The organism is Flavitalea sp. (genome assembly GCF_035489435.1).
In the GTDB taxonomy this organism is placed as follows: Bacteria; Bacteroidota; Bacteroidia; order Chitinophagales; family Chitinophagaceae; genus DATHKG01.
This window is the reverse complement of the sequence record NZ_DATHKG010000119.1, coordinates 16,216-40,627: the sequence shown is the minus strand read 5'-3', so window position 1 is coordinate 40,627 and position 24,412 is coordinate 16,216. Positions and strand designations below refer to the sequence as shown.

Below are 24,412 nucleotides of genomic sequence, written 5' to 3'. Positions count from 1 at the left end.
GTAGCATAAGCCAGCATCCACATAGCACCATAATCAGAGTTTTTCATTGCGTCTTTATCTGAGCCCACAACTCCACCCAGGTAAGACTGTGCACCTATCTTAAGATTCATATAATCTTCCACATTCCACATCGAAGTGATGGGATCAGTGAGATAATGATGCATCTTTTCAATTCGTGCAGTGAGGGATTGCCTGTTTTCGCGCATGTTGACTGATTCCTTAAACTTGTATACATCATAAACAGCATGTGTAAGCGCTTTATACCAATCCCCGCTACTAAGGCTGTAGCGAAAGTTGTAGGAGATTTCTTCACCCGCCTTCAACGAAGAGCGAGGTTCGCCCAGCACCGGGTAATAAATAGTGGGGGTTAATTCCGATCTGCGGTTTTTGTGCGATAATCCAAGATACCAGTTAGCATGGGTGTTGGTATCTTTCGCCCAGGGATCCCGTGCCAGACCCGGCTCTGGTATCACTGAATAAGTGATGCCATTTTTTGAAGTGATGATGGGACATAATGTACTTGCAGATCTTTCCCGATATATAACCGGCAGTGTTGGTATTCCATGCCCATAAGCATAAGCCAGCGCAAAGTTCTTCTGCATTTTATTCCCCTGGAAATAACCAGGCACGGTAGCCCATGATAAATTGTTCTCACTGACCGACGCCAGGGTTGGACTAGCCAATGAAAAATAACCAGGACTTTTAACTGCTAATGTTTGTTTAACGATGATATCAGTTGGAAAGTCAGGATCAATGCTCCACTCAGTAGTCACCATACCGACCTCGGTACTATGCTTAAATTGAATGCTGTTATTGGCCAGCTTTGTTCCTTCAGAAGGGAAAAAATAATAAGCCTTTCCGGCAGTGTTCAACGAAACGGGGTTGGTGCTCTCGGCCCATTGCCTGATCTGATACTTATATAATGGCTCAGGAAAATCAATACCCGTAATGGTTTGAAACGCCGTATCAGGTGTTTTCTTCGGCATCTCCGCAGAATACAGCAAGGTATTTTCTCCGGTTGGATTTGCAGCCTCAATCCATTGTTGTCCTTTGCGAACCGAAAGCTGGTTGATCTCCCATCCTTTTGAAGTTTTCTTCCACCCTATCCGTATATGATCATTGCTCAGGCTTAAACCAGATTTTGATTGTGCATCCAGCGTTGTCCAAAAGAACAAGTTTGCACAAGCAAACATCAATAGAACCGGTAGGTAATTTATTTTTGCCATCAGCACTTTTATTTTTTTCAAAAACAACGTAATCGAGTTATGAGTGATGAGTGATGAGTTAGTGATGAGTGAGTGATGAGTGAGTGATGAATTAGCGAGTGATGAGTGATATCTGACGAGTGCAATAAGATCGATATTACAAAACATCTCTCAGTCTTCATCTAAAACCAAAATCCGTAACTCATCATTCATCACCTATAACTCACCACTAACTCATAACTCATAACTCATAATTCATAACTCTGTTGACCTATTTCCAGTCCGGGTTCTGTTCAAGTAAGTCATTCGCATTAAGCTCATCCTGTGGTATAGGAAAATACCTATGTTTTGCAAGCGGTGTGCGTGTCGGGAAAACATTATTGACTGCTTTCGGAATCTCGGTCAGAAATTTATTGGTGCGGGTAAGATCATACCAGCGATCACCTTCGGCAAACAGTTCCCATGAACGTTCCTGTAATACTGCGTCAATGAAAGCATCTTTACTTAAACCTGTGGTTAAGTTAGCAAGGCCGGCCCGGCTTCTAACCGCATTGATAAATCCATAAGCAGCACTGCTTCCTCCGTTTAACCTTGCTTCTGCTTCGGCAGCAATCAGGTAGATATCGGCGAGTCGCAGCAGGGGAATATTCGTGGAGGTTGCACCACCCACTGAATTTGCATCCTGGTATTTTTTTATCAGCACGCCTTTTGGAGTAATAGGTGTGATGTCTTTCTGTGCAATGATGGCTCCTGTACGGGTTGTATAGTTTGTATCAAGCAACAAACGGCGTTTATCGGCAGGATTAAAAGAATCGAAGAAAGTCTGATAAGCAAACATCGATCCGAAAGTCGTCTTACCATAATCAGGAGCAGTGCTACCGACTGGACCCATCAAACTCATCAGCTGGTGTTGGCGACCGGGAGTATAGCTCTCCGCTTCAAAGGCCCAGATATTTTCTACCCTGGCCAGATCTTCCTTATCATAACGATATACGTCGCGTACATCAGGCATCAAAAGATATTTGCCCGAACTGATTACTTCCTGCGCTTTCGACAATGCCTTTGCCCAATCTTCATTGTATAAGGCAGCCTTTGCATACAAAGCATTAACCGCTTCTTTGGAAGGGCGGCCCCTTTCAACTGCCGGGTATGAAACCAAACCTGCAGCCAGGGCGAGATCCAGGTCAGCATAGATCTGTTTGTACACATCTGCCTTCGGACTTTTAGCTACATAAGCTTCGGCTTCTGTTACGCTGGCTTTTATCTTAACAGGCACATCTCCAAAGTTTTTTGTTAGCGTCCAGTGATAAAATGCACGCAAAAAATATGCTTCTCCAATGATCTGCTTTTTACGTGTTTCATCCATGGTTGCATCAGGCACTTTCTCAATAATCCAGTTGGATTTTTCTATGCCATCGTAACATGATTGCCAGGTTTGCTGGGGAGATTCAAATAAACGTCCGTTAGATTTCTGAACGGTATAGTTTGCATCATAGGTAAATAAAGTCAAAGTATTTCTTCCAACCACCGGGCGGGGATAAGTCTGATCATTACTGAAGTCAGACAATACGGTGAGCGAAGGTCCATTCGCCATATCGCCCAATGGGCCATAAGCTGCAATCAGGCCTTTTTCTGCATCAGAGGCAGTTTTATAAAATGCTTCGGTATAAATTGATGAATAGATGGTTTCGTCGAGTTTTGAACAGGAGTAAAATACCAGAGACGAAGCCGCGATGAGTATGGGGAATTTTAATGATTTCATTGTTTTTGTTTTTGAAGATTACAAAACAGGATTAGAACGTTACCTGGATACCACCGAGGAATGAACGCGCCTGTGGATACACCAGGTTGTCGATACCGATCTGTGTATTTGAACCGGCAAAGGTGTTCACTTCCGGATCGAAGCCACTATAGTTTGTAATCGTAAACAGGTTATTAGCACTCACATATATGCGAATATTATTAACTCCCTTGATTGGTGGAAAACGATAACCAAGCGTGATGTTTTTGCAACGCACATAAGATCCGTCTTCAAGAAATACATCACTCAATGGTAATCGACCACCTTGAGAGGCACTTGCATATTGATTGTTCGGATTTGTTGGAGTCCAACGATTCACCATTCCACCAAATTGATTGCGTAAACCGAGCGGGTTCTCAAAAGCAAGGCGGCTCAGGTTATAAATATCGTTGCCTTGTGAGCCTGAAATGAAGGCAGAGAAATCAAATCTTTTATAAGATAAGGAAGTGGTAAATCCAAAAATGAAATCAGGATTTGGATTACCGGTGATAACCTGGTCATCGGAAGTAATCACCTTATCACCATTTATATCCGCCACGCGATGACCGCCCAGCCTTCCATCATAACCTGGTAAGATGGCCTGGCCGGTTTGGTTTATTCCTTCGAATTTGAAAGTTTTGAACATTCCAAGTGGCTGACCAACTTTCAATATAGTGTAGTTAGTTACGAATCTTTCCTGGGTAACACCGCCATCAAGATCCAATACTTTGTTCCGGTTGATGGTCATGTTGCCGGCTACGTTCCATTTCAAATCGCCGTCGAGCACCAGGGCATTGACTGAAAACTCAATACCCTTGTTTTCAAGTGAGGCGAAGTTGCCCGTGATGCTGGTATAACCAGATGACAGCGGCAGTGTTTTTATATAGAGTAGATCTTCTGTAGTTTTCTTATAAGCATCAACCACGATATTCAACCGGTTTTTAAAGAAGCTGAGATCCAAACCAATATTTACCTGTGGTGATCTTTCCCATCTCAGGTCAGGATTTGCGATACCGGTTGGATTGATACCTGTTGCATAGATATGATTGAACTGGTAGTTGCTACCGGTTGAAGCCACTGTACTTAAAGACTGGTATGGCGAGATGCCACCGGCATTACCAGTGATACCATAGCTGGCGCGCAATTTCAGATCTGAAATAAAGGGCAGGCTTTCCATAAATGATTCATCGATAATTCTCCAGGCTGCAGATATAGCCGGGAAAAATCCACGTTTGTGATTTGCTCCGAATTTGCTGGATCCATCATAACGTGCTGTAACATCAACAAGATATTTGCCTTTGAAACCATAGTTGATACGACCCATGAATGATTCCAGTTCCTGCTTGTTGCGGCCGCTGCTCACGGTACGATTAAGTGCAAGTTGTACCGCTTCGTTTTGAGTTGCATCATTTGGAAAACCGGAAGCAGAGATATTGTTGAATTTGAATTGTTCTTTCTGGAAAGCATAAACACCGGTGAATTTCAGGCTGTGGTCTTCCGAAAAATCACTGGTATAGGTGAGGATAGATTCGTGCAGCAGGTTATTTCCGTAAGAACTGTTTTTTGCACCGGAGCCGGAGTTATCGTTCAGATCTGTTTTGCTGATAATATAGCGTGGTGAATATTGATCGTTCAGGCTGCTTTGTATGTCTGCATTAAATGAAGCGCGATAGGTAAGTCCTTTTACGATAGACCATTCGCCATAAAGGTTGGCGAGGGTTCTGAAAATTGATGTACGGTTCAGGATTTCTGCGAGCCCGAGTGGGTTGGTGACTTCGCGGTATTGTCCGTTGGCCTGTTCGCCGAAAGGAAATAAAGTGCCATCGGCTTTATAAGGTTGAAGTGTTGGTGGGGCACCTATTGCAGCACCAAGCACGCTACCGGTAACTGCAGCACCATCACCCTGGCTTTGTGAACCTGTAAGAATACCTGAGTTTATTGAATTTGATCCAAGTATACTTGTTCCTATCTTGATTTTGTTGCTGAGGCGGTGATCGAGGTTCAAACGAATTGAATAACGTTTGAAATTTGATTTGATGATGATACCATCCTGGTCAAAATAATTTAGTGAAAGTGCAAGCTGGGTTTTTTCGTTGCCACCTGTAATAGAGAGCTGGTGATTCATGATTGGTGCTTCCTGGAAAATCAGGTCCTGCCAGTTAACTCCTTCGCCCAATGATTTTGGATCGGGGTAGAAGTTATTGCGGAAGACTTCATTATCAAGCGTTGCAAAATCAGCGGCGTTTAAAACAGGTAGTGTTTTGTTTACTTTCTGCATACCGAAATAGCTGTCGAATGTGACCCTGGTAGCACCGCTTTTGCCGCGTTTGGTTGTTATCAGCACCACCCCGTTTGCAGCACGTGCGCCGTAGATAGCGGAAGCAGAAGCATCTTTCAACACTTCTACCGATTCGATATCATTTGGATTGATGGTTGAAAGCGGGCTCACATCTGTTATACCACCACCGTTGGAAATCTGGATACCGTCTACAACGTATAATGGTTCAGAAGTACCGGTGATGGAGTTGGTACCGCGGATGCGTACACTCACGTTACCACCCGGGGCGCCGGAGTTCTGGTTGATCTGCACACCTGAAACCCGCGCCTGCAAACCCTGGGCAACGTTGGCTATCGGTGTTTGTGTAAGTTCGGTGGCTTTTATTGATGCGATAGCGCCGGTGGTTTCTCTCCGGCGTTGCGTACCATAACCTACAACCACTACTTCACCCAGCGAGCCATCTACCGGTTTCAGGCTGGCATCTATAAATGTTTCATCTTTTAATTTTATTTCGAAGGGGCTGTGGCCGGTAGCAGTTATCGCCAGTTCATCACCGGGGGAAGCCGAGATACTGAATTCTCCGGCGGCGTTGGTAGCGGTACCTTTCGTGGTAGTTTTGTTGACTACACTGGCAGCTTCGATGGGGCTGCCGTTTGCTGTTGTGACCTTGCCTTTAATAACCGTTGCCTGCACCTGGGCGGAGAGAATAGTTGGGGCGCATAGGGCAAGTACCCAAATTGCGATCAGAAAGACTCGTTTAATCATATAGCAATCGTTTGAGGTTTTACAATCGTTTGAGGTTTTGCAATCATTTGTTATCCTGGAAAGAACCGGGGATAAAACTATCAATTCTTTGCATCCAACGTATACCGGGAAGAATCCGTATCTTGTATTTATCTATCGGTTTCGTTTGCACAAACGTTTGCGATAGCTAATATTTTTTTGTCACAAACCTTCGTTTTTGCCATATGCCAAGAGTAAAATGCAATAAGTGTGATAAAGCCGAAACCGTGCTTAGGTCGGGATTTGTAAGAGGTAAACAGCGGTTTTACTGCAAGGAATGTAACTATCATTTCACCCTCCATCATGAGGGTAGAAAACCGCAAGGCAGACAGATAGTTCATCAAACTACTATTATAGATATAGCAAAAGCAATCGGGGTTTCAAACTCAACTGTTTCACGTGCCCTTCGTAACCATGCTGATATCAGTTTTGAGACCAAGGAAGCCATCAAGGCGCTGGCAGTAAAGATGGATTACCAGCCGAATCTTTTTGCACAGAGCTTTGCAAAAAAGCAGACCAATATCATTGGTGTGATTATACCTAACCTGGAGACTACTTTTTTTTCAATCATGTTATCGGGCATTCAACATGTTGCAAATCGATATGGATATAAGGTGATGATCTGCCAGTCTAATGAATCGCATAAAACGGAGGTCGATAATATCCAGGCCCTTATGCGTAACTGGATCGATGGCTTATTGATTTGTCATTCCCTTGAAACTGCATCATATGAGCATATCAAGGTGCATATGAATAAAGGGATTCCCATCGTACATTTTCACCGGGTTTGTATGGAGACCGAGACTTCCAAGGTGATGGCAGAAGACGTGAAAGGTGCCGAAGAGATGACTGATCATCTGGTGGCTCAGGGATGCAAAAGAATTGCGCTTATCATTGGTCCGCATCACCTGGGGATCACGGTTAAACGTTTATATGGTTATCAGAAAAGTCTGAAAAAACATGGGCTTCGTTTTGACGAGGACTTGATAGCTTATACTGATTTTACGCATCAGTCGGTGATCATGCATGTTGATCGCTGGCTGGCAATGCCGGAACGACCCGACGCAGTATTTTCTATCTCAGATAAATGTGCGATCCACACATTGCGTTATTTGAAGCAGCTGCGGATACCTGTACCTGCCGCGATCTGCGTGGCCGGTTTTGGGAATGATCCCATGGGAGAAGTGATTGAGCCCGGACTTACGACATACAATTCAAATACACTGCAGGTGGGCGAAACTGCAGCTCAATTGTTTTTCGACCAGATTCTGAGCGGCGAAAACTTCAAACCAAAAACCAAGATTATAAAAGGCAATATTATTATAAGAGGATCGACAATAAGACATGGGAATGTCCAGGACCTGTAACATGAAATTGCGCTACTCGTCATAAGCTCTGCAAGTCACCGTGAAAGCCTTGTCAGTCCCCGCGAAAATCTCTGCGAGTCCAAGCGAAAAAGCTCTGCGAGTCCAAGCGAAAAGCTCTGCAGGTCCACGCGATATATGTTTAAATCCGGTTTTTAAAAATGACCGCTATCTCAGTCAAAGTGCGGATGGTTTGACTGAAATAGCGGTCATTTTAAAAAATCAGTAAAAAAGAGTTCCTGCGGCTTAGTGTGCGAGAAAGTCAATTCCATACCTTTTCAATTAGTGGATCCCGGGGAGTTAGTGGATCCCGTAGTGGATTCCGGGGAGTTAGTGGACCCCGGGGAGTCGAACAGCAGATCCCCGGGAATCAGTTCATTGATCCCGCAAGGGAGAACCCTATTTTGTTCCTGTTGTTGAATTTGGAAGCTTGTCTTTTACCCTTATTTCTTGTATTTTGATCGGGCCAGTGTCGGCATTTGTCTGAAACTGGAATATTCAGCAGATACAAATGTAATGACCATCTGTGCCAACGCGCTTAAAAACTATGCATAAGCTTCTCATTCAGACCACTCTTTTAGGCTTCCTTTCGATGTACGCATTAACAGCGTTTGGCCAGGATAGGGTTCTGCTTTGTACCGGCAAGAGTAGCCATAGCTATCATAAAAAGATTTGCACTGGTCTTAAGCAGTGCGGGGCCAAAATAATAGAAGTAACAATCAAAAGTGCAATAGAAATAGGCAAGGATCCTTGCGACTTTTGCTATGGTCATAATAGCAATAGCCGAAATATAACTGTATCTGCTCCCAACAAATTGTTTGACGACCGAAAAAGCTCTTCTTCTGCAGCATCATTGCAATGTCAGGCAACCACGCAGAAAGGATCAAGGTGTTCGCGGAAAGCAGGCACCAGTGGCTACTGTTGGCAACATGACTAATTCCCCGGCCAGTCTTAAAAACAAAACGCTGCCTCAATCTCTGAGACAGCGTCTGCCCGATCTCTGGAACAACGTCTGATTAGATTACATTTTATTATAGGAGATGAGAATCATATTATAACCACTCCTCATCAACGACAAAAATCCTTTATCTAATAATAACTATCGCCGCTCATCAACAATGAAAATCATGGTTCTCCTGTAAAATTCCTCTATAAAATTCTTCTATAAAATTCTTCTATAAAATAACGGTTCCTCAAATGTTGACTATGCCTGCTTGATGATCCATCTCTGCGTATCATTATTTTGTTCCGGTCTTGTTACTACTGTAAAATCCTGGGCTTCTACTTCATGCGCATCCAGGTAACGCCGGGTATTTAACCGTTGAAGGGAATAGGTATTGCCACCTTTCGAAAGTATGATCCATTTTTGCGAACTGTCGTTTTGTGCCGGTCTTGTTACCGCTTTGAAATCATTCGCTGCCTGGTCATGCGCGTCGAGGAATCTGCCATTACTCGTCTGCTGAATTGTATAAACACCACCGATCGCCGTAAGCGCCCAGCGTTGAGAATCATTTGCCTGGCTTGGCCTTGTAACTGCGGCGAAATCCTGGCCTTCAATTTCATGCGCATCCAGGAACCTGTTATTGACCCGCTGTTGAATTCTGAAACCATTTCCATCTGTCGTTAATTTCCATTGCTGTGAACTATTATTTTGCACCGGTCGGGTCACTGCCTTGAAATCATTTGCCGCTTCCTCGTGAGCATCAAGAAATCTAAGATTACTCAACTGCTGGATTGTATAAGTTGAAGCCACTCCTGAAACCGGGATCGCAACCCAACGTTGTGTATCATTGTGCTGGGCAGGACGAGTGACGGCAATATGCCCATTCAACTCATGTGCATCCAGGAATCGATTGTTACTTTTTTGCTGGATCTCGTAGATCGTTCCAACCGGTTTTAGATGCCAGACCTGTGTAGGATTATTCTGCGCGGGACGGGTTACTACTATATGATCACCAATTTCATGCGCATCTACAAACCTGTTGTTGGATTTTTGCTGAATGGTAAAGTTACCCTCGACAAGCGGAAGAATTCCCTGCGGAAATAAACTTTCATCCCAACCAATTTGCTTTTTACTCCAGGCGCAAAGTGTAAGGGTATTGGTGTCCATCAAACATGGAACCTTAGCACCAACACAGTTTGTACAATTATTATTCGGAACACCAAGATGACCGTGACTGCCGCCACATGTGCAAGAGCCATATTCATCTGCAGCACCAAAAATATGGCAGCTTTCATGTGCAAACACTTTATTGATCTGATCTGTACCCCATCCATCATTATCGAAATGCATAACCGTTTTTTCTGTAACCGCGTATGCAAAATGATGAAGCGGATATTTTGTAAAATAACCAACATATGCCCATGCGGTATTCCTGATGGCCCTGAGATCGTTGACATAATCGATGGAACTTTGTCTTACAGGCGGATAACCCATTGCCTGAAGCGCAGCATTTCTCCAGGGCGCCTCGGCAGATTCGTATGAACCAGTTGAACCGGGAGCAGCAGACACGGTGATTATCCTGATGTCATACACAAATGTAATCTTAGCTCTGGGCTCAGCGTTGGCTAAAAACCCCAGACCTTCCTGTACTTCCTGGATCACTTTAATATTATCCGCGTTTGAAAATCCGAGGCCCGCACCTGTACCTCCTACTATTATTATCCCCACGGCAATCGAACCATTCATATGCAGGCTTGTAGGAGTACCTGTAGATCGATCTGTGGCTTCCGGTGCCTGGCTTTCGAGGTCATCGTGACCCTTGTTGGGAGGCTCAAAACCTGGTGTATCCCATTTTATACCCTCTTCCGAATCCGCTGATCTGTCTGTTGCTTTCTTTTGAAGATTTTTCCAGGCCTCTGCCGCGATTTTTGAAATTTCATCAAGATCATTTGGCTGTTTCGTGGATGAGGCCTTCAGCTTAGTTTCCTTTACTTCGTCGGGGAGATTAGCCACAAAAACCTGGTCGGTAAATTGTTGAGTGATCTGCGCGCCAAGATTGTCAAGTTCTTCGCGGGCAGCGTTGATGTCTTTGGTAAACAGAAGAATGTTTTTTTTCATGTTGCAAGATTTATCGTTAAGAAATGTTTGTGTGGTTGTCTTTGATATTATCTGAAGAGCAGTGATTTGATATTATCTAAAGAGCAGTCAAGAATACTGGTCAATATTCAAATGATTTTTATAACCTGGGCATCGTTCGTTAATCTCCATGATATATTCCATTATATACTTTCAATTTTATACTTTCAATTTTATACTTTCAAAAGACATAAATATTATCATAAGACATTGGAGTTTCCGGTCATTGAAATATGTTCAACCCGACCAGGTAATCGAAGTGCAGGTAATCAAGCGAAATGCAGATAGTCAGGCACTAAATCTTTTCAGGATTACGGAAAAATTGTTAAGAATTATTTCGCTTTAAGATCGCGGACATGCTCATTGAAAAATACTTGAATTCAGAAAGGCAGGACCAGATTGTCAATAGCAGATATCAAATTATCAATAGCAGTTATCAGATTATCAATAGCAGTTATCAGATATGATTATTTAAAAAAATGTGCCAATGCCTGACGATTCTCCCCTGACAGTGATGTTATTTAAATAACAAATGATATTAGTTAAACCAAACAGTTAAGTTGGTTACACAACAAATGGTGTTAATTAAACAACAAGTGCCGCTTTGCTTAAGCAACTAACGGTGTTGGTTCAAATAACCATTGCCGCTTGGTTTAAATATCAAAAGGTGTTGATTTAAACAGCCAGTGCCGTTTGGTTTAAACAAAAGTACCGCATAGTTTAAACAACAAATGGTGTTAGTTTAAATAACCAGCGACGTTGACTTAAATAACCAGTCGTAAATGAGTCTTTTCAACCAGGAACCTTAAGAATTTATAGATTTTTATTAAATAGAAATGGACGAAATTAATTCATCTATTGCTATATTTCGATAGCCTGTTAGTGGTATTTTCATTGGATAGATAAATACCCTGTTAGAAGTATTTACATTGACAGATAAATATGCTGTTGGTGGTATTTACATTGATAGATAAATACCTGGTTTAAACATCAACCTTACCAAAAACAATGAAAAACCCGAAGGATTCTGACAAGGAAATTTGTCAGAAATACAATAGAGTCCAAAAACTACAATACAGTTCACGAAACTGCAATACAATCCCGATGCTACGATAAAGTCCAGATACTGCAATACAGTCTTAATTCCTTCTATTAAATTAGTCGTAACGATTGCATTTGAGGTAACATTCTCAGAATAAAATTATTCGGCTGGAAAATCAGCAAATACTCATCGTGAAGCGATAATCAAGCTAGGACTTAATAAGCAATTGAGCTTCAGTTACCAGTCATTCATTGCTTTGCGATTACCTGGTTGTGGAAAATTCAGAACTTCGATCAACTACTTTATTTTTTATTGATAGTCGATCAATTAATTTTATATTTTGATTGATTGATTAATTAACAACCAGGATCAATGTTAAAAAATCATTTTATTTTTTTCAATTCGTGGTCTTTTTCTTCGTGTGAAATAAATTTGACGACCTCTCCTTTTGCGTTTTTTACAAAATCAATTTCGACCCCGGCAACTTTCAAAAAGAAAGTGGTATTTGATTGAGCGTACATTGGAGATTTTGGCAGATTGTTATTGGGTCCGTAAGCATGAAGCCGGCCGTTTTCTAACGTAATGAAGATATGATGCGCAGCATCCAATTCATATTCACCGGTATATTGTTGTAAAATAGCGTTGCTGACCGCCACTTCCGGACGATTTTTCCATTTAACCCATTTAATCGAGTCTATGGCGCTTGACCTGTCTGCACAGTCATCATCGAGAAGAGTGAGATATAAAACATCATTTACGATTCTAATCCGGTATTTGCCTGGCGTACTGTTGTCACAATCGCTGATACCGTCAATTTTATGGAGGGTAAGCACCAAATCCTTAACAGAATATGTCATTGTTTCAACAATGGAACTATCGGATAAAGTATAAACCACGGCCGTATCCTTTTTGAAATCAAAGATCACGTTCTGCGGATTGTCTCCCCGGAGTGTGCCCTTCCACCTTGAATTGCTTATTTGCGCTAAAAGAAAGGCCGATGTCATTACAAAAAGCAACGTAACAATTGTTTTTTTCATATCAAACTGGTTTGCGGTGATAGTGAAGATTTCTGTACGATGATCTGATCACAAACATCCTTTCAAAACGTAGAAAAACACAAAAAATAATTGCTCAAATCAGGTAAATGGGTGCTTAAATCCGAATTTGAGAAGTATCCACTGCAACGGAGCCACAGGCCACGCTGATTTAATACAACAGGCTGCGCTGAGATAATACAGATGATTCTTAAAAATTATGCCTGAATCGCAGCAAGCTACTAATCCAGGCTACTAATCATTGCTTCGCAAGCTATTAATCATTACTTCGCAAGTTGCTAATCATTGCTTCGCAAGCTATTAATCATTGCTTCGTAAGCTACTAATTATTGCCTGGCAAGCTATTTATCATTGCTTTACCTTCTGCTCTTTCCCATCAACCAGTAATTGCCGCATCGCGCTTATCAAAGCATCGGAAGTATTCGAATTGGTGAATATCACATACCCCGATTTCAGATCCTTGTACACTTCAAACTGGCATTTGAAATCGCCGTTATTGCCGCCATGCCCAAATGATTTTCCAAATGGAGTTTCCCTGATCTCAAGACTCATACCCATATAAGTCGGAATAGACGGTTTCTCATCTCCCGGATCGTAAATATATTCCGATTGTTTACTGAACATACTGTCATAGGTTTTTGCACTCAACCCTTTTTGTTCAAGCATGTAAATCATGAATTTCGTAAATATAATTGCCTCCGTATGCATGGAATATGCCATGCCCGGCGATTCAGGCAGATCATCAAAACTGGGCATCATATCAAAATGCCCGTTAGCAACCATTTGCCTTAAAGAATCATTCCTGGAAAAAAAAGTATGATAAAGTCCGATGGGTTCAATCACTTCTTCTTTTAGTACCTGTTCTACCTTTTTGCCCGTAATCTTTTCGACTACCAGCTTCAGGTATTCAAAACCTTCACCAGAATAATTATAGCTTGTTCCGGGAGTGAATCTCAGGTTCAATTTTCCATCGGCATTCATTGAGCGCCAGTTTGGAAAGCCGGTACGATGGGTCAAAACGTGTTTTGCCGTTATCAGTTTATATCTTTCGTCCTGCGCAATATCGGGATAAGGAAGATAGAGATACAATGGTTTGTCGAGTTCAATAATACCACGTTCTGCAAGTTTCTGCACTGCAAAAGAAAACACCGGCTTTGTTACCGAAGCAGCTTCAAAAAGGGTGTTGTCATCAACCTTCTCGCCGGTCATGGTATTTTTAACGCCATAAGTTTTATGGTAAACCAGTTTTCCGTCTTTGATTAGTGCCAGTGAAACCCCGGGGATGCTAAAATACTTTTGATATGTTTCAACAAACTCGTCAACCTGCTTTGCAGCGGCTGAATCAAATTGATGCAAAATGCCCTTCGCTGGTAGCAGGTCAGGAACCGGGTCACCTTTTACGATAAGTTGCTCAACAGCGAGCTTTTGCCCCGCCTTCGCAACAACTGTTACGGGCTTTTGCCCGATGGCAGAAAAAGTTTTATAGTCCCTGTGAAAATAGGCATTGGGGAATGTGATATCGTATTTACCAGGTGGCATTAATACGGAATAATTGCCCAGGCTATCGGTTTCTGTAGTCAGCCAAAACCTATTGTCCTGAACAGATGTAATCCTGATTGTTTCGGGCAATTTTTCTTTCATTACCCTGTCCCATTTTACAATGCCTGAAACGGTTGACATGTTTTGTTTACCGGGCAACAGCACCACATCCCCAAGACTGCCAGGAATACGAATTTTCGATTGGCCTTTACCCCATGAATTAATGGTGAAGCTTCCATCAGCGTCCTTATCGAAGAACTGGAAGTCGAGCCCGACAGATTTTCCAACGATCAGCTGTTCGCCGAGGCTGATTCGCCACTCATAATATCTTTTATTACCCTTACGTTCTACTGCTACTTCCATGATATTCCAGTTTGCGGATTTGGCAAATGGATCGAAATTAGCAAGGTTTAAATTGCGGAGTTTTTTGCTATACATAAATGCCGCCACTCCGGAGCCGAAGGGTAGATGTCTTGCATCAAGGCAAAGCTCGAAACAATCCTGGGTATTAAAGCGCACATTTTCAGAAGTATCTTCTATAAAATCGTCATCAGTAATAGTAAACGCAACATATAGGGAGCGGTTTTCCAGCCGGTAACCAAGCTGGAAAAATCCAGAGAAGTCGGAATCGTTTTTGGGTTTTGTATCTGATATTGTTGTTCCCAGGTAGAATTTTGTGGCATCTTTCGGCCAATCATTTAGATTCCCATCTACCTTGATATCGCCTAACGGATATGCATAAGCGATTTTACCATTATGTGCATTCGAAGGTGTGCAAAACAGGAAACTCAATACAAGGATGCAAACTGTTCTGCCCGAATTTTTGAAGATTTTCATTGCGACAGTTATTTATGGTGGAGTATAAATGACGTTTAAAAGTATAGAAATGTTACACTTTTTCGGATATGAATGCGATGGTGCCCCAAAATCGGTGAATGATCGACCCGTCCGGAAGCTTGTATAAAGCTGATCCTTCCGTTAGATGCCGGTGCTGCCCTCATGCCAAACAGGGAGAATCGTCGTCACGACCGTCGGAAGGCAGGAACAAGCGGCGGCAGGAACAAGCGGAAGGCTGGGACCAAGCAGAATGCAGAGAACAAACGGAAGACTGGGACCAGCGGAAGGCAGAGAACGACCAGAAGACTGAGACCAGGCAGAAGGCCGACAACGACCGGAAGGCTGGGACCAAACGGAATGCAGAGAACAAGCGGAAGGCTGGGAAGTCTCTTAAAATCAGATTTTTTATTTTGACTGATACACCGGTCAAACCTGCCTTTCTTTGACCGATGTACCGGTCATTTTTAAAATTCCTTCAAAAGCGATGTCCCTAAGCGATAGGTTTGGGATAGATAATAAGGGTTGGGATAAATAATTATTATTACGAAGTTCAATATGCGGTAGCTGAGAAGTTCAATATACGGTAGCTGAAATGTTCAATCCTTATCTGATCATTCGCGATATAAAATCCGATCATCCGCGATATAAACAGGTACGATTCTGAGAACGACGATAAAATGATAATACTGCAGACCGAAATGCCTTATGCTAATCAAGCGAAAGGAAAAAAGCAAATAATTAAGCTGGCGCTGATATCCAGAACCTGATATCCATGACCTGATATCCAGAGCCTGATACCAGAGACTGATACCCAGGCCATGGTGCTCATGACCCGGTACCCAGTACCAGATACCGCTGTTCGACGGTTATTTGTACATTTGACTGCAACACTTGACCGCAACGCTTGACTGCAACGCTTGACTGCAACACTTGATTGCAACGTTTGATTGCAACGTTTGATTGCAACATTTGATTGCAACATTTGAAACGGCCTGTGATTTTATGAAACACGATTATCAAAAACCGGCTCCAACATTAACAAATTATATCCAGACTGTTTTGGTGGTGAATGGGACCTCTGCGGGCCTGGGATCTGATCTGCCATTATTTACAAATGGTATGCCCGCATTATTATATCAAACTGATAATGCCGCTTTACATCAATTAACTATATATGGTGAATCTACTCCTGATGATGCATGGAATATTGACGACAATATAATACTGATTGCATTTTTATTCAAGCCATTCTCAGTGGCACCTTTATTTAAAGTTTCAGCAAAAAAATTAAAGGAGAAGCCAATCGGGTTAGAACTTTGGAACGCTCAAAAGTCGATGGCGCTGCATCTGCAACTTATTCATTCGCATACAACTGAGGAAAGAATCGAAATACTCAATCATTTTCTTACCACTCAACTCGAAACAAATAAAAGAGAATGCGAAATCATACAATTTGCAACCGATCAGATGATACAAAATTCAGACCCGGAAGTGTTGGGCGATATTCTGAAAACATTGAACCTGACAGAAAGAACCTTCCAAAGGATTTTTAAACAATATACTGGAATTACTGCCAATCAATACAGGCGCATCTGCCAATTCTATTTTGCATTTTCTCAATTAAAAGGCAGACATTTTGATAAGCAGACTGATGTTGCCTATACCAATAATTACTTTGATCAAAGCCATTATATCCGGTCCTTCAAAGAATTTACTGATACAACTCCAAACGACTATCTTCAATTCGGTCTTGCAAAAAAATAATAAGTCGGTTGTAAATGATGATTTCAATTTGCAGATGATGATTTCAATTATTAACGGCTCCGGCTCACCAAAAAATTAAGGCCATTTTCTGATGGTAAGCTAGCTCTCAAAAAACAATAATGTCGGTTTTATACAATGGGGTATTTTTGTTGATGAGTAGCTTGCATATATAAAACTTAAAAAAATGAAACAACAAATCACTCCATGTCTCTGGTTCAATAACCAGGCAAAAGAAGCAGCAACATTTTATTCGTCCCATTTTAAGAATGCGAGGATTGTATCTCAATCACCGATTGTGAGCGAGATTGAAGTCTCCGGCCAAACTATCACGCTACTCGATGGTGGACCTATGTACCAGCCCAACGCCTCCATTTCATTTTTTTACATCTGCGAAACACCCGAAGAGCTTAATAGCATATGGGAAGCGTTCTCTAAAGAAGGTTCCGTTTTAATGCCATTAGATAAATATGACTGGAGCGAAAAGTATGGTTGGCTGAACGACAAATTTGGCATCTCCTGGCAGTTTTCGCTTGGCAAGATTGAAGACGTGGGACAGATAGTTACCCCCAGCCTGCTTTTCGTCGGCAAACAATACGGTCGCGCCGAGGAAGCAATCAATTTCTATTCTTCCATCTTCAAAAATCCATTGCTGGATGGAATACTTCGTTATGGCAAAAATGAAGCACCAGAAGTTGAAGGGAAAGTAAAACATGCACAGCTTGGATTGAATGGTCAGAAGTTTATGTTTATGGAATCTGCACAGACTCATAAATTCTCCTTTACCGAAGGCGTTTCTTTGACGATTCATTGCAATACACAGGACGAAATAGATTACTACTGGAATAAACTCACCGAGGGCGGAGAAGAAAGTATGTGCGGATGGCTGAAGGATAAATTCGGTGTATCGTGGCAGGTTATTCCAAGCATTCTAAGCAAGGTAATGGCTGATCCCAATAAGGCCGGAAAGGCAGCCAAAGCGTTTATGCAAATGCGGAAGTTTGATATTGAGAAAATTGTGCAGGCAACGATTGCCTGAGGCCTTTTGCAATATTCTTGTGAATTTTTTGTCAGCTTGAGTATGCAACATTTTTTGATTGCTTCTTCGCTCCGTTTGGCACAGGGGGCACCTTTTTTTGGGCTGTGTCCCGTGGTTAATACCTTGCGTTATGCCGCTATCTGCTGTTGTCTCCGGTGGGCTTTTTTGCCCTGATCGGCTTTATTAGGTATGCTTGTAGCGCCGGCTTTCTGTTTAGCCCTGATCGGCTTTGGTAACTCAGACCACGGTACGAAGGCCCAAAAAAAGGTGCCCCCTGTGCCAAACTCACTCATCCACTTTGGGGGGATATGCAACTAGTCATAACAAATCTTACTAATCCTGTATTGCTTAGATAGAAAAGGAACATTTTTTCAGCTAAATTTCAACGACAAACTCCGTACAAGCATTTCCGATAAATGCATTTCAATAATAGCGATGCCAGTAACTGTGATACCAATTATTGCAATACCGATACATGCAATACAATGCTGATTCATGCAATGCTAATAACTCCAATGCTGATACTTGTAATAATTGAATATTGATCTTGATAGTGCTAGTCGCATATCCCCTAAGTGAGTGAGGTTAGAACGTGCAGGATGGGCCTTTCGGATGGTTTGATTGCCACAGTACCTTCGATTCCTGCCCGGAGTTACCCAAGCCGATCAGGGCCTAACAGAACCTGGCGCTACAAGCATAACTAAAAAAGCCGATCAGGGAACAAAAAGCTGATCGGAGACAAGAACCACCAGCTGCATGAACAATGGTATTAACCAGGAATCACAGTGGCAAATCAAACCAACCGAAAGGCCCATCCGGCGGAGTGAAGAACCGAGGGAACGCCATGCACGCGCAAAATCGAAGTTTCACTAAGCAGGAATCGTTCATCAACGTAAACACCGGTAGTTTCAGCAGAAAAGCAATGAGCTTTATAACAAACCATCTTTGAGCCGTTCAACAAAGCAGGCAGAACAGTTGTAGAATAACTTTGCTCTGAACAAAAAAAATAACAATGAAAAAAGTATGGTTCATTACTGGCAGTTCCCGTGGATTGGGAAGAAATCTTACAGCAGCAGTTTTAAAATCCGGCGACTCTGTTGCAGCCACCGCAAGAAACATTTCACAGTTAGATGATCTTGTTGCTCTTTATCCTGGACAGATACTACCACTGGCACTTGATGTCACTGATTATGAAATGGTACACCAGGCAGTTGAGCAATCAATAAAACATTTTGGAAGAATCGACGTGCTTGTGAATAACGCTGGCTTTGGCATCATCGGTGCAGCAGAGGCTTATTCAGACGAACAGGTTCACAGCCAGCTCGACACCAACCTATATGCCCCGATAGTGATAACACGTGCGGTGTTGCCACATATGCGCAGGCAGGGAGCCGGACGTATTATGCAGATCAGTTCTATTGGGGGAAGGGTTGGCAATCCCGGCCTCACCATGTACCAGGCCGCGAAATTTGGTTTATCAGGATTTACCGAAGCTCTTGCAAAGGAAGTAGCTCCCCTGGGTATTTATGTCACCAGCATCGAACCAGGTGGATTTCGTACAGACTGGGCAGGAGCCTCCATGACCTATGCAAAGGAAATTGAAGGATATGAGATGGTGAAGCAGCGCACGGATTTTTTCAAAAGCGGTGATTTCGTGCCGGTTGGCGATCCGGAGAAAGCTGCACAGGTGATGATAGCTCTTGCGGTAAACCCGGCTCCCCCGGTACACCTTGTGCTTGGATCTGAGGCCATTGGCATGTTAAAAGCCGCCAACGAAAGAAGAGACTCAGAAATGCAGGAATGGATGGATGTTAGTTTGTCGACCGACCATAGTGACTCCGGTAATTTTCTCGCTACACCACAGGGCCAATGGTATACCGGTGACGTCACAAGAAAAAACTAATTTGTATCTTATTAACTTATGGCACAGTTATCACCCATAGCATACTCCTGTTATTTTACACGCAATCGTGAAGGTGAGCAGTTTGCACCTGAACATGTTTTCAGCTACCAGGTCGCTGGTACGCTCACAGTGTATAACGGTGAAAAGGAGTATGTATTTAATGAAGGCGATTTTCGTTTTATCAGGCGAAACCAGCTGCTGAAATTTGTAAAGCAACCGCCCGCCGATGGTGCCTTCAAATCTGTGTCCATCTATCTCGACCAGGAGATGTTGAAAAATGCGGGTGTTGAGTTTGGATATGTATCAAATCCTGTCAAGACCAGGGAGGCAGCATCTATTATTCCTCTTAAGGAGAACCTGTTGTTTAAAAGCTTCATGGATTCCCTAATGCCTTATGTTCAAAATGAAGGACTAATCAATGATCAGTTACAGTTACTCAAACAGCGGGAAGCTTTACTCATCCTGTTGCAATCAGCCCCGGACTTAAAAAATATTTTGTTTGATTTTAGTGAACCGGGCAAGATTGATCTCGAATCCTTCATGCAAAAAAACTTTCATTTCAATGTGCAGTTGAATCGCTTTGCTTATCTCACCGGGCGAAGCCTTGCAACATTTAAGCGCGATTTCGAACATATATTTCAGACTTCGCCCAGCAAGTGGTTATTGCAACGCCGCCTGAAAGAAGCGCATTACCTGATTAAGGAAAAAGGGAAAGCTCCCTCCGACATCTATCTTGAGATCGGTTTTGAAGATCTTTCCCATTTTTCGTTTGCATTTAAAAAAATGTTTGGCATGGCGCCCTCGAGACTTGCAGGATAATTTTAAGGTCGCAACAATTGCAACAATCGGAACAGCTATTTATCGATGATTAAACATAGGATGATTAATGTCACACCAGATAACTGCTCACGGAATAATTGCACAAGGAATATTGGACAAGGAATATTGTATAACCGATATTGTACACGAAATATTTGTGTCCGGAATATTGTATACCTAATAATGTAGCCAGAATATTTGCACCCGGAACATTTGTACTCGGAATATTGTATACCCAATATGTAGCCGGAATATTTGTATCCTGAATATTTGTACTCGGAATATTGTGCACGGAATACTGCACACAAAATTTTGCTCACGACCCGGATAGGGTTTTCTAATCGCTTTTTAAAATGACCGATATTTCAGTCAATCAAAGGCGGGAATGACCGGAATAGCGGTCATTTTAAAAAATCGCCAAAACATCATATCCAAGTGCAGTTCAGGAATATTGAAAGATACATCCCAGGCATCACAACAAGGATATTGTCCCGTGTGCAGAAAGAAATAGAAACCAACCACCAGATTATTCGCCGGACGGTTAAACCTACCATCCGGATGACAGTGGAGTCACCTCAACAGAAATTTGGTATTTATTTGGCGACATTATCCTGGAAATGATCAAATGAAATAAATAGTAAAAGAAAAGGGCGACAAATAAAAAACAGAATTGTTCAACCTAATAGAATTGTTCAACCTAATAGCAATATTCAACCCAATAGAAATACTCAACCCTTAGAATGGCTGCTTCAGGGTTTGATTTGACTGGCTTAGGTTAAACAGGTTTGATACTCTACCTTGCTTTGATAGTTTTGTAGCACTAAAGACATCATTCACATAGTTAATAAGATATCAATAGCTCGCATAAAATTCAGGTAATACTAATAGGACATTAATGGATCCAATAAAATATTAGGTAGTATTAATAAGATATCAATAGACCCTATAAAATATCGGGTAATGCTAATAAGACATCAATAGATCCAATAAATTATAAATAGTCCAATAAAATATCGGGTAATATGGAAAATATTCAGAACCTTAATCGTCGCAAATTTCTTGGCCTTTCTACCATGTCTATTGTAGCTGCACAATTCAGCGCCATCGACCTGGCCCATGCACAATCTTCTTCCAATATATTCAATAAAGACACAAAACAAGATTTAGCTCCACATTCATTCAAGCAAATCAAACAAATTAATGCTGGCTTGCTCAATGTCGGCTATGCGGAAGAAGGGCCATCAAATGGTAAGCCTGTCATTCTGTTGCATGGATGGCCATACGACATCCATACTTACGCTGAAGCATCATCCTCCCTTGCAACAAAAGGTTATCGTGTTATCATCCCTTACCTGAGAGGACATGGAACAACCCGTTTTCTTTCCGAAAAAACCATTCGAAATGGCCAGCAGGCTGCCTTAGCTGTTGACATCATTGCGCTGATGGATGCACTTAAAATAGACAAAGCCATCATTGGCGGATGCGATTGGGGTGCAAGAACTGCAAATATCATTGCCGCACTGTGGCCGCAACGCTGTATAGCTCATGTTTCAGTAAGTGGATATCTGATCGGCAGCCAGGAAAAAAACAAAGCCCCGCTCCCACCAAAAGCTGAACAGTCCTGGTGGTACCAATTTTATTTTGCTACTGAACGAGGACGCCTGGGTTATAAAGCCAACCGAAAAGATTTTGCAAAACTGATCTGGGAAACGGCATCACCAAAATGGAAATTCAATGACCAGGTTTTTGAACAATCTGCGGCAGCATTTGACAATCCCGACCATGTTGATATCGTGATTCATAACTACCGCTGGCGCCTCGGACTCGCTGATGGTGAAAAACGATATGATGACCTGGAGAAAAAACTGGCCACAGCTCCCCCAATCTTAATACCAACTGTTACCCTTGAGGGAGATGCCAATGGCGCACCGCATCCCGCACCATCAGATTATGTGAGTAAATTTCAAGGCAGCTATAAACATCATACAATCAGCGGAGGCATTGGTCATAATCTTCCGCAGGAAGCACCTGCAGCTTTCACAGATGCGATTATTGAAGCCGTAGGTTTTGCAGGATAAGGATGTTATTGTTTTGATTAGCACGTTTTGATTGGCATGTTTTGATTGGCAAGTTTTGCTTAGCATGTTTTGCTTAGCATGTTTTGATTAGTATGTTGTGATTAGCAAATTGTGCTTAGCATGTTTTGATTAGTATGTTGTGGTTAGCAAATTGTGATTAGCATGTTTTGATTAGCAGCGTTTTGATTAGTATGTTGTGGTTAGCAAATTGTGATTAGCATGTTTTGATTAGCAACGTTTTGATTAGCAGCGTTTGGTTCGGTTAAGTTATTTTTGTTGGAAATGAACTTATCATATGTATTTCCATCATATAGTTTTCCGTCCCATGCATTTCCGTCCCATGCATTTCCGTCAAATGCATTTCCGCGTCATACCTTTCCGCATCATAAGTTTCCGCGACATGCGTTTCAACCAAAAAATGATTTCGATAATCGCTATTTCAATAACTTTATTTTGTATTGCAAATCCATCTCAAGGCCAGCCTCTCAAACCAAATGACAAGGCTGTCAAACCCAATGATAACGCTATCAAATCCAATGATAACGCTATCAAATCCAATGACAAGGTTACCAAACCGAATGTTATTTTTATTTTATCTGATGACCAGGGCGTTTCAGATCTCAATTGTTATGGATCTAAAGATTTGATCACTCCCAACCTGGATAAGCTCGCTTCAAACGGTGTCCGTTTCTCACAGTTCTATGCCGCCGCACCGGTTTGCTCTCCTTCACGCGCCGCATTGTTAACAGGAAGGTTTCCACAAAGGGCAGGCCTTGCAAGCAATGCATCATCCAACGAAGGGATAGCTGGTATGCCAGGCGAACAGGAAACGCTGGGCGAACTTTTCAAATCAGGTGGATATAAAACTGCGCATATTGGTAAATGGCATGTCGGGTATTCGAAAGAGACTATGCCTAATCAACAGGGATTCGATCATTCTTTTGGATTCATGGGTGGATGCATAGACAACTACTCGCATTTTTTTTATTGGGATGGGCCTAACCGACATGACCTCTGGCGAAATGGCCAGGAGGTTTATGAGCCAGGCAAATATTTTCCTGACCTGATGGTGGAGGAAGCAGGATCTTTTATGGAACAACATAAAAAGGAACCATTCTTTATTTACTTCGCATTAAATACTCCTCACTATCCTTTACAGGGTGATAAGAAATGGCTCGATCATTATAAAGAGATGCCATCGCCGCGAAGACAGTATGCTGCCTTTGTTTCTTCGATGGATGAAAGGGTCGGTATGCTATTGACAAAACTTGACCAGCTTGGACTAACCGAAAACACCATCGTTATTTTTCAATCTGATCATGGTTACTCTGAAGAAGTCCGAACCTTTGGTGGTGGAGGTTCTGCTAAAGGATTGCGAGGTTCAAAATTCAGTGTGTTTGAAGGCGGCATCAAAGTTCCGGCAATCATAAGCTGGCCGAAAAAGTTACCAAAAAACATCGTGAGAACACAGTTTGCCACCAACATCGATTGGTACCCCACACTGGCAAAATACTGCGGCCTGAAATTACCAAACCGGAAAATTGATGGTCGCGATATCAGTAGTATCATCGAATCTCCCAACTCAGCTTCGCCACATCAAAACTTTTATTGGCAAAGCGGGGGCAGTAAAGAAAATCCGCAATGGGCCGTGCGCGAAGGTGACTGGAAACTGATTCATGCACCGTTACAAGCAGATAAAAAAGAGCTTGATGCAAATGGGTTGATGCTTATCAATCTGAAGACTGATACTGCAGAACGGGTTAATCTTTCCGCTAAACATCCGGAGATTGTTTCCAAACTAAATAATCAATTTGAGCAATGGGCGAAGACTGTTTCTGAACAATGAGAGA

16 protein-coding genes and 1 pseudogene are annotated in these 24,412 nt (G+C 42.3%); 10 read left to right on the top strand and 7 right to left on the bottom strand.

Going from position 1 to position 24,412, the window contains the following annotated elements:
* The 3 genes and pseudogenes from VK664_RS19225 to VK664_RS19215 form a co-directional block, all read right to left on the bottom strand.
* Positions 1-1,226: pseudogene (locus tag VK664_RS19225) on the bottom strand (glycerophosphoryl diester phosphodiesterase); the annotation flags it as partial.
* A 250-nt stretch (positions 1,227-1,476) separates the two neighbouring features.
* Positions 1,477-2,967 (bottom strand): RagB/SusD family nutrient uptake outer membrane protein, encoded by a 1,491-nt coding sequence (locus VK664_RS19220; RefSeq protein WP_461400319.1) that lies wholly within the window; start codon positions 2,965-2,967, stop codon positions 1,477-1,479.
* Between the two features lie 31 nt (positions 2,968-2,998).
* Positions 2,999-6,028 carry a SusC/RagA family TonB-linked outer membrane protein gene (locus VK664_RS19215; protein WP_461400318.1) on the bottom strand — a complete coding sequence of 1,010 codons (3,030 nt, stop codon included), beginning with the start codon at positions 6,026-6,028 and terminating at the stop codon, positions 2,999-3,001.
* A gap of 203 nt (positions 6,029-6,231) precedes the next feature.
* Here VK664_RS19215 and VK664_RS19210 point away from each other — a divergent pair, with 203 nt between their 5' ends.
* The gene (locus VK664_RS19210) at positions 6,232-7,413 is read left to right on the top strand and encodes a substrate-binding domain-containing protein (RefSeq protein ID WP_461400317.1); all 1,182 of its coding nucleotides are present in this window, start codon (positions 6,232-6,234) and stop codon (positions 7,411-7,413) included.
* Positions 7,414-8,011: 598 nt separating this feature from the next.
* On the opposite strand, the gene VK664_RS19205 is transcribed toward VK664_RS19210, so the two are convergent.
* Entirely contained in the window at positions 8,012-8,182 is a 171-nt protein-coding gene (locus VK664_RS19205; RefSeq protein ID WP_461400321.1) for a hypothetical protein, read from the bottom strand.
* A gap of 42 nt (positions 8,183-8,224) precedes the next feature.
* Here VK664_RS19205 and VK664_RS19200 point away from each other — a divergent pair, with 42 nt between their 5' ends.
* On the top strand, positions 8,225-8,347 hold the full coding sequence (locus VK664_RS19200; protein ID WP_461400320.1) for a DUF5763 domain-containing protein: 123 nt from the start codon (positions 8,225-8,227) through the stop codon (positions 8,345-8,347).
* Positions 8,348-8,614: 267 nt separating this feature from the next.
* Here the strand turns inward: VK664_RS19200 and VK664_RS19195 are convergent, their stop codons facing one another.
* Complete coding sequence (locus tag VK664_RS19195) at positions 8,615-10,471, bottom strand: RICIN domain-containing protein (RefSeq protein WP_461400316.1); 1,857 nt, start codon at positions 10,469-10,471, stop codon at positions 8,615-8,617.
* Between the two features lie 148 nt (positions 10,472-10,619).
* Here VK664_RS19195 and VK664_RS19190 point away from each other — a divergent pair, with 148 nt between their 5' ends.
* On the top strand, positions 10,620-10,835 hold the full coding sequence (locus VK664_RS19190; RefSeq protein ID WP_461400315.1) for a hypothetical protein: 216 nt from the start codon (positions 10,620-10,622) through the stop codon (positions 10,833-10,835).
* Positions 10,836-11,914: 1,079 nt separating this feature from the next.
* On the opposite strand, the gene VK664_RS19185 is transcribed toward VK664_RS19190, so the two are convergent.
* Positions 11,915-12,568 carry a DUF3471 domain-containing protein gene (locus VK664_RS19185; protein WP_461400314.1) on the bottom strand — a complete coding sequence of 218 codons (654 nt, stop codon included), beginning with the start codon at positions 12,566-12,568 and terminating at the stop codon, positions 11,915-11,917.
* A gap of 366 nt (positions 12,569-12,934) precedes the next feature.
* Complete coding sequence (locus VK664_RS19180) at positions 12,935-14,962, bottom strand: serine hydrolase (RefSeq protein ID WP_461400313.1); 2,028 nt, start codon at positions 14,960-14,962, stop codon at positions 12,935-12,937.
* A 1,002-nt stretch (positions 14,963-15,964) separates the two neighbouring features.
* On the opposite strand from VK664_RS19180, the gene VK664_RS19175 reads away from it, so the two are divergent.
* The 7 genes from VK664_RS19175 to VK664_RS19145 all read left to right on the top strand — a co-directional run bounded on the left by VK664_RS19175 (position 15,965) and on the right by VK664_RS19145 (position 24,408).
* Positions 15,965-16,726, top strand: coding sequence for a helix-turn-helix transcriptional regulator (locus VK664_RS19175; protein WP_461400312.1), 762 nt, complete (start codon positions 15,965-15,967; stop codon positions 16,724-16,726).
* A gap of 184 nt (positions 16,727-16,910) precedes the next feature.
* Positions 16,911-17,762, top strand: coding sequence for a VOC family protein (locus tag VK664_RS19170; protein WP_461400311.1), 852 nt, complete (start codon positions 16,911-16,913; stop codon positions 17,760-17,762).
* A 1,012-nt stretch (positions 17,763-18,774) separates the two neighbouring features.
* Positions 18,775-19,665, top strand: a complete 891-nt coding sequence (locus VK664_RS19165) for an SDR family NAD(P)-dependent oxidoreductase (protein WP_461400310.1) — start codon at positions 18,775-18,777, stop codon at positions 19,663-19,665.
* Positions 19,666-19,683: 18 nt separating this feature from the next.
* Positions 19,684-20,484 carry a helix-turn-helix domain-containing protein gene (locus VK664_RS19160; RefSeq protein ID WP_461400309.1) on the top strand — a complete coding sequence of 267 codons (801 nt, stop codon included), beginning with the start codon at positions 19,684-19,686 and terminating at the stop codon, positions 20,482-20,484.
* Between the two features lie 435 nt (positions 20,485-20,919).
* The gene (locus VK664_RS19155; RefSeq protein WP_461400308.1) at positions 20,920-21,105 is read left to right on the top strand and encodes a winged helix-turn-helix transcriptional regulator; all 186 of its coding nucleotides are present in this window, start codon (positions 20,920-20,922) and stop codon (positions 21,103-21,105) included.
* 401 nt (positions 21,106-21,506) lie between these two features.
* Positions 21,507-22,562, top strand: coding sequence for an alpha/beta fold hydrolase (locus tag VK664_RS19150; RefSeq protein ID WP_461400307.1), 1,056 nt, complete (start codon positions 21,507-21,509; stop codon positions 22,560-22,562).
* 418 nt (positions 22,563-22,980) lie between these two features.
* Positions 22,981-24,408, top strand: a complete 1,428-nt coding sequence (locus VK664_RS19145) for a sulfatase-like hydrolase/transferase (RefSeq protein ID WP_461400306.1) — start codon at positions 22,981-22,983, stop codon at positions 24,406-24,408.
* Positions 24,409-24,412 lie beyond the last annotated feature (4 nt).